15 protein-coding genes and 1 rRNA gene are annotated in these 12,996 nt (G+C 54.7%); 7 read left to right on the top strand and 9 right to left on the bottom strand.

Going from position 1 to position 12,996, the window contains the following annotated elements:
- Positions 1 to 182: 182 nt before the first annotated feature.
- The 3 genes from CEK60_RS22410 (at position 183) to CEK60_RS12835 (ending at position 3,487) form a co-directional block, all read left to right on the top strand.
- Positions 183 to 2,423, top strand: a complete 2,241-nt coding sequence (locus tag CEK60_RS22410; RefSeq protein ID WP_198361362.1) for a retention module-containing protein — start codon at positions 183 to 185, stop codon at positions 2,421 to 2,423.
- Between the two features lie 197 nt (positions 2,424 to 2,620).
- Positions 2,621 to 2,736, top strand: a 5S ribosomal RNA gene (gene rrf / locus CEK60_RS12840).
- Between the two features lie 562 nt (positions 2,737 to 3,298).
- The gene (locus CEK60_RS12835; RefSeq protein WP_089039355.1) at positions 3,299 to 3,487 is read left to right on the top strand and encodes a hypothetical protein; all 189 of its coding nucleotides are present in this window, start codon (positions 3,299 to 3,301) and stop codon (positions 3,485 to 3,487) included.
- A gap of 102 nt (positions 3,488 to 3,589) precedes the next feature.
- Here the strand turns inward: CEK60_RS12835 and CEK60_RS12830 are convergent, their stop codons facing one another.
- A complete protein-coding gene (locus CEK60_RS12830; protein ID WP_089039354.1) occupies positions 3,590 to 4,435 on the bottom strand; it encodes a Tim44 domain-containing protein in 846 nt (281 codons plus the stop codon).
- Positions 4,436 to 4,579: 144 nt separating this feature from the next.
- Here CEK60_RS12830 and CEK60_RS12825 point away from each other — a divergent pair, with 144 nt between their 5' ends.
- Complete coding sequence (locus CEK60_RS12825; RefSeq protein ID WP_089039353.1) at positions 4,580 to 5,155, top strand: isochorismatase family protein; 576 nt, start codon at positions 4,580 to 4,582, stop codon at positions 5,153 to 5,155.
- Between the two features lie 9 nt (positions 5,156 to 5,164).
- Here the strand turns inward: CEK60_RS12825 and yaaA are convergent, their stop codons facing one another.
- Complete coding sequence (gene yaaA, locus CEK60_RS12820) at positions 5,165 to 5,947, bottom strand: peroxide stress protein YaaA (RefSeq protein ID WP_089039352.1); 783 nt, start codon at positions 5,945 to 5,947, stop codon at positions 5,165 to 5,167.
- A 112-nt stretch (positions 5,948 to 6,059) separates the two neighbouring features.
- Complete coding sequence (locus CEK60_RS12815; protein ID WP_089039351.1) at positions 6,060 to 7,091, bottom strand: NADP(H)-dependent aldo-keto reductase; 1,032 nt, start codon at positions 7,089 to 7,091, stop codon at positions 6,060 to 6,062.
- 251 nt (positions 7,092 to 7,342) lie between these two features.
- On the opposite strand from CEK60_RS12815, the gene CEK60_RS12810 reads away from it, so the two are divergent.
- Both CEK60_RS12810 and CEK60_RS12805 read left to right on the top strand, forming a co-directional pair.
- Entirely contained in the window at positions 7,343 to 7,837 is a 495-nt protein-coding gene (locus CEK60_RS12810) for a tetratricopeptide repeat protein (protein ID WP_089039350.1), read from the top strand.
- Positions 7,838 to 7,885: 48 nt separating this feature from the next.
- The gene (locus CEK60_RS12805; RefSeq protein WP_089039349.1) at positions 7,886 to 8,398 is read left to right on the top strand and encodes a hypothetical protein; all 513 of its coding nucleotides are present in this window, start codon (positions 7,886 to 7,888) and stop codon (positions 8,396 to 8,398) included.
- Between the two features lie 92 nt (positions 8,399 to 8,490).
- On the opposite strand, the gene CEK60_RS12800 is transcribed toward CEK60_RS12805, so the two are convergent.
- The 6 genes from CEK60_RS12800 to CEK60_RS12775 all read right to left on the bottom strand — a co-directional run bounded on the left by CEK60_RS12800 (position 8,491) and on the right by CEK60_RS12775 (position 11,788).
- Positions 8,491 to 9,042 (bottom strand): LOG family protein, encoded by a 552-nt coding sequence (locus CEK60_RS12800; protein ID WP_038480803.1) that lies wholly within the window; start codon positions 9,040 to 9,042, stop codon positions 8,491 to 8,493.
- Between the two features lie 69 nt (positions 9,043 to 9,111).
- On the bottom strand, positions 9,112 to 9,633 hold the full coding sequence (locus tag CEK60_RS12795; RefSeq protein WP_089039348.1) for a DUF501 domain-containing protein: 522 nt from the start codon (positions 9,631 to 9,633) through the stop codon (positions 9,112 to 9,114).
- Between the two features lie 12 nt (positions 9,634 to 9,645).
- Complete coding sequence (locus tag CEK60_RS12790) at positions 9,646 to 9,948, bottom strand: hypothetical protein (RefSeq protein ID WP_089039347.1); 303 nt, start codon at positions 9,946 to 9,948, stop codon at positions 9,646 to 9,648.
- A gap of 39 nt (positions 9,949 to 9,987) precedes the next feature.
- The gene (locus CEK60_RS12785) at positions 9,988 to 10,395 is read right to left on the bottom strand and encodes an acyl-CoA thioesterase (protein WP_038480812.1); all 408 of its coding nucleotides are present in this window, start codon (positions 10,393 to 10,395) and stop codon (positions 9,988 to 9,990) included.
- Positions 10,396 to 10,459: 64 nt separating this feature from the next.
- On the bottom strand, positions 10,460 to 11,266 hold the full coding sequence (locus CEK60_RS12780; protein ID WP_089039346.1) for a hypothetical protein: 807 nt from the start codon (positions 11,264 to 11,266) through the stop codon (positions 10,460 to 10,462).
- A 90-nt stretch (positions 11,267 to 11,356) separates the two neighbouring features.
- On the bottom strand, positions 11,357 to 11,788 hold the full coding sequence (locus CEK60_RS12775) for a hypothetical protein (protein ID WP_089039345.1): 432 nt from the start codon (positions 11,786 to 11,788) through the stop codon (positions 11,357 to 11,359).
- Positions 11,789 to 11,827: 39 nt separating this feature from the next.
- On the opposite strand from CEK60_RS12775, the gene CEK60_RS12770 reads away from it, so the two are divergent.
- The gene (locus CEK60_RS12770; protein ID WP_089039344.1) at positions 11,828 to 12,991 is read left to right on the top strand and encodes a MalY/PatB family protein; all 1,164 of its coding nucleotides are present in this window, start codon (positions 11,828 to 11,830) and stop codon (positions 12,989 to 12,991) included.
- Positions 12,992 to 12,996: the final 5 nt, after the last annotated feature.

The raw sequence follows: 12,996 nt of genomic DNA, 5'->3' as shown, positions 1-12,996 counted from the left end.
TAGTTTTCAGCATATCCGTCAGCCCCTTCCTATCACTGTGCTAGTACTGTCCATCGGTACAATATGAATTCGCCGTCATCAAGGTTAGCCTTGCCGCAAAATGCCGTTAATGAATGTTTACTTTCATTGATTTTTACAAAAGCGGCAAACTCTTTAATGAAACGGCGGGTGGGATACAGCACATGGCAACAGTTATCGCGATTTCAGGTCAGGCTTGGGCACGTGATGAAGATGGCAACCTGCGAGAGCTTCGTATTGGCGATGTTCTTCAGGAAGGTGAAACGATTATCACGTCTGCAGATGGTCGTGTCGATCTAGACTTTGCCGACGGAACAGGTGTTAACGTTGTTGAAGGCGGTCAAGAAGTTGCTGTCACTCCGGAGCTTGATCTTGACGCGATTGTCGCCACCGATGCCAGTGCTTCGGATGACGACTTAGAGGCGCTACTCGCCGCTCTGGATGATGAAGATGGCGACCTGCTCGAGCTGTTAGATGCCACCGCAGCCGGTGGTGCTGCCGGCGGTGGTGGTGGCGGTAGCAGTTTTGTGCGCCTTGCCCGTATCGCCGAAGAAACCGACCCGCTTAGTTTTAGCACTGAAGGAAGCGGCCTTGAAAGGGCCGAGCTCGTTGAGCTTGACGATACCGACGCAGACGCAGACGCTGATGCGGATGCGGATGCGGATGCGGACGCGGATGCAGATGCTGATGCTGATGCAGATGCAGATGCAGATGCTGATGCTGATGCTGATGCGGATGCGGATGCGGATGCGGATGCGGATGCGGATGCGGATGCCGACGCAGATGCCGATGCTGACGCAGATGCCGATGCCGATGCCGATGCAGATGCTGACGCGGATGCAGATGCTGACGCGGATGCCGACGATGGCACCCTCGATGTCATCCTGGGTGACCTGAGCGACGAAAGTGCCGTGGAGATCAGCGGTACCACCACCGGCGTCGCCGAAGGCGAGACGATCTCCCTGGTGATCACCGACAGCGAAGGCAACGTGGTCAACGCCACGGCCACCGTCGGTGCCGACGGCAGCTACACCACCACCGAAGACCTCAGCAGCCTGGTCGACGGCGAGATCACCGTGGACGCCAGCGCCGAAGACCGCAACGGCAACCCAGTCAGCGGTAGCGACAGCGGCGAACTCGACGCCACCGCCGGCAGCCTCGACGTTACCCTGGGTGACTTGAGCGATGAAACCGCCGTGGAGATCAGCGGTACCGCCACCGACGTCGCCGAAGGCGAGACCGTCACCCTGGTGATCACCGACAGCGAAGGCAACGTGGTCAACGCCACGGCCACCGTGGGTGCCGACGGCAGCTACACCACCACCGAAGACCTCAGCAGCCTGGTCGACGGCGAAATCACCGTGGACGCCAGCGCCGAAGACCGCAACGGCAACCCGGTCAGCGACAGCGACAGCGGCACGCTCGATGATGACGGAGATGCTGATGCTGATGCAGACGCCGACGCCGACGCCGACGCCGACGCGGATGCCGATGCAGATGCGGACGCAGACGCCGATGCCGATGCAGATGCAGATGCAGATGCAGATGCAGATGCCGATGCCGATGCCGATGCAGACGCAGATGCAGATGCCGATGCGGACGCAGACGCCGATGCTGATGCAGATGCTGACGCCGATGCTGATGCAGATGCAGATGCTGACGCAGATGCAGATGCAGATGCAGATGCAGACGCAGATGCTGATGCCGACGCCGACGCCGACGCCGACGCCGACGCCGACGCAGATGCAGACGCCGATGCAGATGCAGACGCCGATGCAGATGCAGATGCAGATGCCGACGCGGATGCTGACGCAGATGCCGATGCGGACGCAGACGCCGATGCAGATGCAGATGCCGATGCAGATGCAGATGCCGATGCCGACGCAGACGCAGACGCAGACGCCGATGCTGACGCCGATGCTGATGCAGATGCTGATGCTGATGCAGATGCTGACGCAGATGCAGATGCTGATGCAGACGCAGATGCTGATGCAGACGCAGACGCAGACGCAGACGCAGACGCAGACGCAGATGCTGATGCCGACGCCGACGCCGACGCCGACGCCGACGCCGACGCAGATGCAGATGCAGATGCAGACGCCGATGCTGACGACGGCACGCTTGAGGTCATCCTAGGCGACCTGGCCGACGTGACTGCCGTAGACATCAGCGGTACCACCACCGACGTCGCCGACGGCGAGACCGTCACCCTGGTGATCACCGACAGCGAAGGCAACGTGGTTAACGCCACGGCCACCGTGGGTGCCGACGGCAGCTACACCACCACCGAAGACCTCAGCAGCCTGGTCGACGGCGAAATCACCGTGGACGCCAGCGCCGAAGACCGCAACGGCAACCCGGTCAGCGACAGCCTCCTGAAGGGCCCAGCGAGACCAGCTGGTTGATAGGCACGGTGTGGAAGCGCTGCAAGGCGTTGAGCTAACGTGTACTAATGGCCCGTGAGGCTTGACCCTATAACACCCAAGGGGTCTGGTCGCAGTGATAATGAAAACCGGATACGCGCTTCCTGTCAGTGACAGGAGACGAGAGACGCCACAAAACATCGATGACACGTTCAGCATGATATACATTACAAGTTACGCCTGACGACCATAGCACGCGTGAACCACCTGATCCCATGCCGAACTCAGAAGTGAAACCGCTTAGCGCCGATGGTAGTGTGGGGTCTCCCCATGCGAGAGTAGGTCATCGTCAGGCACTTATTTAACAAAGAACCCAGCCCATCGGCTGGGTTTTTTGTTTTGCGCGGAAGAAAAAAACACTCCCTAGCCCTTATAACAAAGCGGCCACCACACCGTCATTCCCGAGTGGGGTTATCGGGAATCCACCTTGACCTTGACCTGCAGCAGCCCGAAACCCCAAGTCAACATGGATTCCCGCTAAGGGCCTGCGGGAATGACGAGGGCGGCGCGGAGGTATAACAATGTGGCCACCTCCCGAAGCGTGCACCGCACGTCATGCTCAAGTCGCCACACGTCATTCCTGAGCCATTGCACCGTCATTCCCGAGTGGGGTTATCGGGAATCCATCTTGACCTTGGCCTGCAGCAGCCCGAAACCCCAGCTCAACATGGATTCCCGCTAAGGGCCTGCGGGAATGACGAGGGCGGCGCGGAGAAGTGCATAGAGCTTCCTTAAAGCAACCGTTTAAATAAATTAAATAACAGGGAGTTACTGGTCCGTGGTGGCGGAAGCGCTGCCTAGCAACTAGTATGAGCGGGTACCTATCATTCAAGCAGCATCTCAGGAGGAGAAGCGATATGAGTACCCCGTTGATGAAGAAGCTTGCGGTTGCGCTACTGATGGCCATGATGATGGGCGGCCTAGCTGCCTGTGATAATCAGGGCCCTGCTGAAGAAGCAGGTGAAAATATTGATGAGAGCATGGAAGATGCGGGCGAAAGCCTAGAAGAGATGGGCGAGAATATCGAAGAGTCTGCTAAGGAGTAAGCGAGCGCCTCTTCACCGTGTATTGATACGTATCGATACAAAAACAGCCGCTAAGAAGCGGCTGTTTTGCGTTCTAAGGCAGTCATGCTAACTGATCAGGGGCTATGAACCCGGATTTTGCTCAATACCCTGTAGGTACCAGGGCGCTTGATCGCGCAGACTGCGAGTCAGGTGCCATGTTTCGTTGAACTCGGTTTGCTCGCCGTTCTCTTCCAAAATGCCGTGGAAAATAACGCTGGCTTCGGCATAGCCATCGTACTCATTGATATCGCCTAGTTCAGCAAACAGACGTACCACCTCGGTACGATTATTGGCAGGCTGCTCGGCACGCTCTTTACGTAGCAAGTTGTAAAATTCTGGCGTTACATACTCTTGAATCTGGGGCAGATCATTATTGTCCCAGGCACGTTGCAGCGTCATAAAGTGCTCTTTGGCACCGCCCAAAAAGCGCTCTTTATCGAACCAAGCAGGCGTGCTCTGTAAGCTGCTCGCCAAACTGCCAGGTGCTGCGGTGAAGCTGCTCGGTGTGTGCTGAGTCTCCTGGCGTTCACGCTGATAGCCTGCCACCGTGGCTGATGCTGGGCGTCGCTGTCGCATAAAGGCACGGAAAGCGAAGATTGCTAAGGCAACAATTCCAGCCATTAGCAATATGTCCATAAGGCGTAGCTCATCAAAGGCGCCGCCGAAGAAAAGCGCTGCTAGTAAGCCTCCGGCCAGCAGGCCTCCCACCATGCCGCCCATACCACCACGACGAGCGGCAGTAGCTTGGCCTTGTTGCTGAGTGCTCTGAGCTTGTTGTTGTGCCGGAGTGCTGGCGGGCTTATCCGCCGAGCGAGAAACACTACCCATACTGCTACCACCGCCTAAGCGTCGTGCTTCGGCATAATCAACGGCGGCACTTATGCCTATAACGCTGACCAGGAACATGGCAAAAAACTGTCGTAACATTCTGATTCTCCATGAGAGATGCAGTAATTAAGGTTATCCACCTCGGGAGAGGCGTGTAGGAAATAAGCAGTGACAAGTTTACCGTGTAAGTGGGGAAACGGGTTAAGGTGTTGTTGTGTATAACGACAAAAAGAGGGTGAAAACGTGCGCTTACATCAAGCTCAAAGTTTGTTACTAATTGTCGACTTTCAAGCGGGACTTTTGCCCGTGATTGATGGAGGCGAATCAGCGATTGAAGAGGCTACCTGGTTGGCTGGTGTTGCTAATGCAGTAAAAGTACCTGTTTGGCTAACGGAACAGTATCCAGAGAGGCTCGGTGGTACTGCCCCTGCGTTATTAAATGCACTAGGCGATCATCGCATTTGGCAAAAGCATCATTTCAGCGCAATGGAAGAGACAGCGTTTGCTGAAGCGCTTGCAGAACAGGGGCGTAAACAAGTGATCATTTGCGGCACAGAAGCTCATATCTGCGTTTTGCAAAGTGCGCTTGGCTTGTTAGAGGCGGGGTATCAAGTGTTTTGGCTGAGCGAAGCGACGGCGAGCCGTCGCAGTGATGAGGCCCGCCTTGCTAGGGAGCGCGCTTGTGCTAACGGAGCAGTGGCGGTGACAGCAGACATGGTTGCCTATGAATGGCTATATCGCTGTGATACGCCACTGTTCAAAGATGTCCACCAACGCTTTCTAAAGCCGCGCTCGCCGCGCGCTGTGACTTTTTTCTAATGAGCGCGTTCATGGACGAGCATTTTCGTTACGGGTGAACACTAACGTGTCTCCTTGAGAGGCCGCAGGATCAAACCGATACCCAGCCACGTCAAAAGCAGTGAGTTGCTCGGGATCGTTGATTTGTTGCTGGATAATCCATGCGCTCATCAAGCCGCGGGCTTTTTTTGCATAAAAACTAATGATTTTGAAAGAGCCGTTTTTCTCGTCTTTGAAAACGGGGGTGATGACCCGAGCGCCTAGCTTCTTCGTATCGATCGCCTTGAAGTATTCGTTAGATGCAAGGTTGACCAGTACGTTTGAGCCACTTTCTTCAATGGCGCTATTAAGTGCTTGCGTTAACGTTGGTTTCCAATAGGCGTAAAGGTCCTTGCCAGCGTCATTGGGTAGTTTAGTGCCCATCTCCAGCCGGTAGGCCTGGATCAGGTCCAGCGGACGCAGCAAGCCGTATAGCCCCGATAGAATACGTAGATGTTGCTGGGCAAACAGGTTGTCGTCATCGCTAAAGGTGTTGGCTTCCAACCCTGTGTAGACATCTCCTTGGAAAGCCTGAACCGCTGGCTTGGCATTATCCAAGGTGAACGGTGGTTGCCAGTCAGCGAAGCGGGCAGCGTTAAGGCCCGCCAATTTATCGCTGATGCCCATTAGATCGCTGAGTTGTTGTGGTGAATAATCGCGCAGAATCTCAATTAATGGTTTGCTATGGTCGAGAAAGTTGGGCTGAGTGACTTTATCGGTTGTTGAGGGTGTTTCAAAGTCTAGCGTTTTGGCGGGGGAAATAACGCTCAGCATGGCGTGCTCCTTATGCCGTGACAGAAAAGAGGAAGAAGTAACTGATGCGATTATACCAAGCCTCAGCAATGGCCGAGGCTATCGGTTTGATAGTGAAAACGTGAAAACGTGATTAGGGGCAGGGGTTAGGCATCCGACGATGGATGTCGTCGATCGCGGTGAGCACTTCTTCATCCAGCTTAAGGCTCTCGCTGTCGAGGTTGCTTTCAAGCTGATCCATCGTGGTGGCGCCAATAATATTGCTGGTCAGGAAACGGCGAGAGTTCACAAATGCCAGCGCCATTTGGGCAGGATCCAAGTCATGCTCCCTGGCCAGTTGAACGTACGCCTGTGTTGCCGCTTCTGCTTCTGGCGAGGTATAGCGTTTAAACCGCTCATAGAGCGTCAAGCGCCCTTTCGGCGGCTGTGCACCATCAAGGTACTTACCCGACAGCACACCAAAGCCCAGCGGCGAGTAAGCGAGTAAGCCCACGTCTTCACGGTGAGCTATCTCAGCGAGACCGACTTCAAACGAACGGTTAAGCAAGTTATAGGGATTTTGAATAGACGCTACCCGTGGCAGCCCCAACTGCTCAGATAACTGCAGCATGCGCATAACTCCCCACGGCGTTTCATTAGAAAGGCCTATGGCGCGTACTTTTCCGGCATCAACAAGTTCTTTTAGTGCTGACAGTGTTTCTTCTAGCGGCGTTGCGTCTTCTTGCTCTTCATGGGCATAACCCAGTTGGCCAAAAAAGTTGGTTTTGCGATCTGGCCAGTGCAATTGATAGAGATCGATATAGTCAGTGTTGAGCCGTGCAAGGCTGGTTTCAACAGCCTGGTGTAGATGGTCGCGAGTCATTCTTGGACCACCACGAATATGGTCTAAGCCAGGGCCTGCGGCTTTGGTGGCAATAATGACATCATCTCTGGCACTACGGGCTTTCAGCCAACTGCCAATATAAGACTCTGTAAGCCCTTGCGTTTCAGCCTTTGGTGGAACCGGATACATTTCAGCGGTGTCAATAAAGTTGATGCCAAAAGCGACTGCGCGATCAAGCCGCTCGTGGGCTTCTGCTTCACTATTTTGTTCGCCGAAGGTCATGGTGCCTAAACAAAGTCGGCTGACCTCCATCCCGGTTCTACCCAGTGGGCGCGTTTGCATTATCGTCTCCTCAATGAAGCGAAATTGCCTCAGGATATTCGGTGATAAACGCCGCTAATAACGGCGCGTGAGAGGCATGTTAGCGAGGCGCTACAAAAGCAGCAAATCAATAGGGTTGAGTAAGCGCAAAGGCAAGCGTATGCTTGCCAGCCCATCGACCAGCCTAGCGCTGGTTAATCGTATGGTTAGCGGTCAAATCGCAGGAACGATGGCTAGCCGAAGATCTCAACAGATAGGCAGGGTGGTTTGCCATGCCGCAGGCATCAACTTTGTTTACCCGGTTAGAGTTTCGCCTAGCCGAACAGCTGTTTCATACTCGCTGGTTATTGCCGCGTTCGCCGCGCACCCAACGTTTGACGATGCGCTTGTTTAAACGCTGTGCAGAAGCGGGGCATCCGGACGCACAGTCGATCTACGGTCACATGCTGTTTCATCGCAGCCTGTCACCGCAGGATAAGGCGCGTGGCGCGCGTTATGTATTAGAGGCGGCTCAGGCTGGCGATATAAGATCACAGTATCAAGCAGCGCAAATTCATGAGCATGGCTGTGTTCAGTATCCGCGGCGCGAGGATTACGCGGTGACGTGGTATGCCCGAGCTGCCCAGTCAGGCCATTATTTAGCCGCAGAGCGACTAGCGCGCGCTTATCGGTTAGGTGAGCTAGGCTTGGCAGTAGACGGCGAGCAAGCGGCCTATTGGCAACGCTTGGCTGATCGTCAGTCAGCGACGGAAATGGCGGCAGCCTAGAAGATAAGTCAGTGGTTTGGCCGCTGAGATCAGTGAATGAGGAAATCAGTGTCCGAGACGCTACCGACAGTGCTAGATATTGAAGCGTCAGGATTTGGGCGCGGCAGCTATCCTATTGAAGTTGGCATTGCTCGTGCCGACGGTAGCTGCTGCGCGTTTCTCATTCAGCCGTTGGAAGAGTGGACGCATTGGGACTCCAAAGCTGAACTTTTGCACGGAATTTCCCGAGCTCGCTTACAGCGAGAAGGCCACCCTGTGCGCCAAGTGGCACAGTGGTTAAACGACGAACTGCGTGAGATAGGCAAAGCCTATAGTGATAGTTGGGGATACGATAACACCTGGTTGTCGCTGCTGTTTCACCATGCGGGAATGCTGCCGCGCTTTCGTTTAGAAGCATTACGGATTTTGCTCAGCGAAGAGCAGCAAGCATTGTGGAGTAACACAAAGGAAGCTGTCATCGCTGAACGTGGTATACACCGTCATCGCGCGGGCGAAGATGCTCGTCTGTTACAGCTCACTTATCAGCGTACCTTTATGCTAACTGAAGGCAATAAGCGCTGATGCAGGTAGCGTTCTTAGACGGGTCTTAAGTACGGGATTTAAACGCTGCCCTTAAGTGCTTGCCTTTACTATATCTCTTTAATACAGCCGGTTTACGCTGAATCAAGCTGTGTTTCTAATGCAGCCAGTAGTTGGTTGGGCGTGGGCGCATCCATCAACATATCGCGTGTTGTTTGGGCCAAAAAACCGTGGCTGACGGTACTATCCAAAAAGGTAAGCAGTGGAGCATAAAAGCCATCGGTGTCGAGTAGACCCATGGGTTTTTCGTGAAGCCCTAAATAGCCCCAGGTCCAGATTTCAAACAGCTCTTCAAAGGTGCCTATGCCGCCAGGCAGGGCAATAAAGGCGTCAGCATTGGCGGCCATGGTGGCTTTGCGTTCGTGCATATTTGGCACGCGTATAAGCTCAGTCAAGCCAAAGTGTGCCTGCTCGCGCTCAACAAGGTGATCTGGCATCACGCCAATCACTTTGCCGCCTGCATCCAGCGTCGCATTGGCGAGTGCCCCCATTAAACCAATACGTGCACCGCCATAAACAAGCGTGTGCCCGCGGTCGGCAATGGCGGTGCCAAGCGTGTTGGCGGCTTGGCGAAAAGCGGGTGTGTTCCCTTCACGCGAGCCGAGATATACACAAATTCGTGCCATGGTAAGCGTCCTTATGACAGATCAGCTGCTTATAAATGAGCGGTGAGTTATCAAGCCATGAATGTGCCGTTAGCTTAGGCAGCTCTGAACGTTATAGTGTTCATCCATCCATTGCCCGATCACGTTATTACCACATAAATGGTGGGCATACTGAGTGTGCAGGCAGCGTACCTGTTGCCAGTTGCTAATGCCGCCCACGCCGCGTTCGGTGAGAACATCGCTATAGCCAAGCTTAGCGACTTCATCGCGTTGGGCATCACTCATATACGCCCAGCGTGCTTTAACGTAATCGTGATGACTTTGTTGGTAAGCATCTAGAAATTCAGGTTCTTCCTGAAGGCGTTGTTCCAGCGACTTAATGACACCCACGGCTTCAATCCGTGAGATCTCAATTTTGAGCAGATCGGAGCATAGCCAGTAAAGGGTGGGAAACGGTTTGCCATCGACAATCGGCGCCATACGCAGCACCAGCGGAGTGCCGTGGGCATCGGTAGCCGCAACGGCTTCAATACCGCGGGGAGCACGCCCGAGCTGTTGAGTGATAATAGCTAGCTGGCGCTCATTGGGAACTTGGTCGGTACGAATTACCATTACGTTGGTATCTCACTGTCGGTCATCTTGAATAAACTTATTTGAGCGGCCAACAGCACGGAAGAAGCAGCGGTTCAACTGCTCGGGAGACGCCACATAGCACCATGTCCGCTCGCAGTACTCTGCGGCCCGCGCCATTAACACATCGTAAAGCCGATTGAACGGGGCATCATAATCGTAAGGATCTGCGCCGAACAAGCGGATATGCGGGTAGTCTGCAAAGCGCTCCATAAAATAGCGCTCAAGGTCGGCTTCAACGGCGCGGTGCTGCGCCGTATTATCCGGATCGATCCAAAGATTATAACGGATTGCCATGGGGATCTCCCAGCGCCCCGCCGAACGGAGGGGAGTGAATTAAGCCGGCGTTGGCGCGCTGTGTAAGTGTGCGGATAGCGCATCACGCAAATCACCTTCAATAGGTACCGCACGCTTTTCTTGATGGTCGTATTGCACCAGTATGGTATGCCCCACATTAGTCAGCGTGCCATGTTGGCGCGCCTCCTGAGTCACTGTAAACGAGCTGGTACCTAAACGTGTCAAATAGGTACGTAATTCGATGTCGTGGCCGTAGAACAGTTCAGCACGGTAATCGACTTCCATCCGCGCCATAATCAAACGCCACTGTTTAGGGTTGAGGTCTGGCGTAAATAGTTTGAATAAGTCGTTACGTGCCAACTCAAACCAAGCTGGCAGGCGGGTATTGTTAATATGGCCTAGCGCATCGGTGTCGTAAAAAGCTGGCTCAATCATACGGGTGAACATCAGGTCATCCTTATTGTTTATTAGCAATTCAGGTTAACCAGAATTACCCCTAGCGAGCGCTTGGTCAAGTGGCGCGACGTTGATACCAGGCAGAGAACTGCATCCAGCCAAGTAGCCACAGTGTGGCAGTTGCGAACCCCGCTAATGTTCCCCAGAAAAGACCTAACGTGCTGTAAGTCAAAGAAACGCATAGCGTATAACTCAGCAACGAGCCAAGCCCCATAGGGTAGTGTTTGATCACGGTTGCCGCTGGCGCGAACCCATAGTTTAGATGCAGAATGAGCAGAAAAGGCAGCATGGTGACTGGAAACGCCGCTAGTGTGCCCGCCCAAGCGGGTGGCAGCCAATGCGCGAGCCAGGTAATCACAAAAACGATGGCGGTGGCCAAGCATGCTCGCGCGGCAAGTGCGGGAAGCGAAAAGGCGCGACTGGCGGGACTTTTTACATCAGGAATACTGCGGAATAACAGGCTAAACACAGCGATAGCACAGAGTGTTAGTAGCGTGCCGCTAAGCCGCGTAAAATTGAACTGGGCAAGCACGGTGCTAACCGCGAGCCACGCAATAAAACCGCCTGCTAAGCCGCCAGCAATGCCTTTGAATCCTGGTTGGCGACCTGCCACTAAATAGCCTGCGACTAACGCCATTGTTGCAGTGAAACCTGCCAGTGTATGTACCGCGCTTTGAGTTGCAAACAGCGGGGAAATTTCTAAACCAATAAAAAACAGCGCTAACGCGGTTCCTAATGGGTAACCCGCCAGTAGCCCTGCTATACGAGGACTGGCACGCACCGCGATGGCACCAAGCCCGAGCACCATGCTAATCGAGAGGCCTAGTTTTGCCAGTTGCCAAGTGAGAGGAACCTCTATCATGCGGTGTTTTCCTTGCTGTTATCAAATCACAAAGTCGCGGGTGCGCAAGCGCGGTTAGTGACACACATCGTCAGTGGAAATTTTCGCTAGCTACACCAGACGTAGGCCTTGTTGGTCGCGCCAAGCAGCCTCTAAGGCATTTTCGAGCGGCACTTTTAAGTGGGAGGGCAATGCATCATGGGCAGCGTGCAGCGAATCAAATGATCGGTTGCGCAGCCAGCAGTAAGCCCAGGCGCAGGCCTCCGCATCACTTTGTGGGGTGGGGCGGGCAGGCATTTGGTTGAGCAAAAATACCGCGGTGCGAGGTGCCCAGAGCGGTATCTCGCCATGCTCTTCGCGGCTCCACTGCTCAAGTGTGGCACCGCTTGGCGTCTCGTCGGGGGTGCCTAGTTTGGCGACCCGTGCCGTTTCAGCCAAAATGAGTGCCAGTTGGTCAGTATCGGCTTGGCCAAGTGAACGCCATTGCCGCAACAACGCCGATAGTCCCGCGCGCATCTTGGTATAAAAGTCATCTTGCGGCATGCTCAATAGTTACTCCCAAGAACATAAGTGAGATTAATTATGGCGTTTGATTTTGCCACGCCCGTCGAGCGACGCTCTCCAAAAGGGGATTATGCCTCGCAAAAATGGCATCGCTATGCTGCAAACGTACTGCCGTTGTGGGTGGCAGATATGGATTTTTGCTCACCGCCCGCCGTGATTGAGGCGCTACGTGCTCGGGTGGAGCACGGTGTTTATGGCTATGGTGAAGTGCCCGATACGTTAACCGAAACCCTCTGCCAGTGGAGCGCCCACCATTACGATTGGCCTATTCAGCCCGATTGGCAACAGTGGTTGCCTGGGGTTGTGCCCGCGTTGCACTTTGCGGCGATGGCGCTCACCAAGCCCGGTGAAGGGGTTCTCACGATTGCCCCGATTTATCCACCTTTTCTGGCCGTTGCAGAGCGCACAGGACGGCTGGCCCAGCAAGCGATGTTAGCTGAGCCGGCGTCCCCTGGCGAGCCTTGGCAATTGGATATTGACGCGTTAGAAGCCGCGATAACGCCGCAAACCCGTCTGCTGCTGTGGTGCCACCCGCATAATCCAACAGGGCGTGTATGGAGTGACCAAGAGCTTACCAAGTTGGCCGCGGTCGTTGAGCGGCATGATTTATGGGTGGTCTCTGATGAGTTGCACTGCGATTTGCTGCTAAACGAGGGAGCCCAACATCGCCCCCTGGCTGCCATGTTCCCGGAACTGGCTAAACGAACGATCACGCTGTGGGCGCCGTCAAAAACGTTCAACCTTGCGGGGCTGACCAGTGCCTGTGCCGTTATTCCTGATGCTACGCTGCGTAAGCGCTTTGCTGAGGCCACAAAAGGCTTTTTGCCGGATGGCAATGTACTGGGGCTGGTTGCTGCTGAAGCGGCTTATCGCGAAGGTGAGCCCTGGCGTCAAGCGCTGTTAGCGGTACTGCGTGATCACCGCGCTACGCTGCAGGCACGGGTAGCGTTATGGCCGGGAGTGGCCATGAGCGAGCCGGAATCTACTTACCTTGCGTGGCTGGATATGCGCGAGGCGGGACTAGGCGATTCGCCCGCCAAAGCATTACTGGAACGGGCGGGCGTGGCACTTTCTGATGGGGCTGCGTTTGGCTGCCCTGGGTTCGTGCGGCTTAATTTTGGTACTACCGCTTCGCAACTGGAAGCGGCATTAGCAAGAATGGATAAGCTGCTGAAAGCCTGATCAGC

Source organism: Halomonas sp. N3-2A, assembly GCF_002216165.1.
In the GTDB taxonomy this organism is placed as follows: domain Bacteria; phylum Pseudomonadota; class Gammaproteobacteria; order Pseudomonadales; family Halomonadaceae; genus Vreelandella.
The sequence above is the reverse complement of the archived record's forward strand: the minus strand, read 5'-3'. Positions and strand labels throughout refer to the sequence as shown.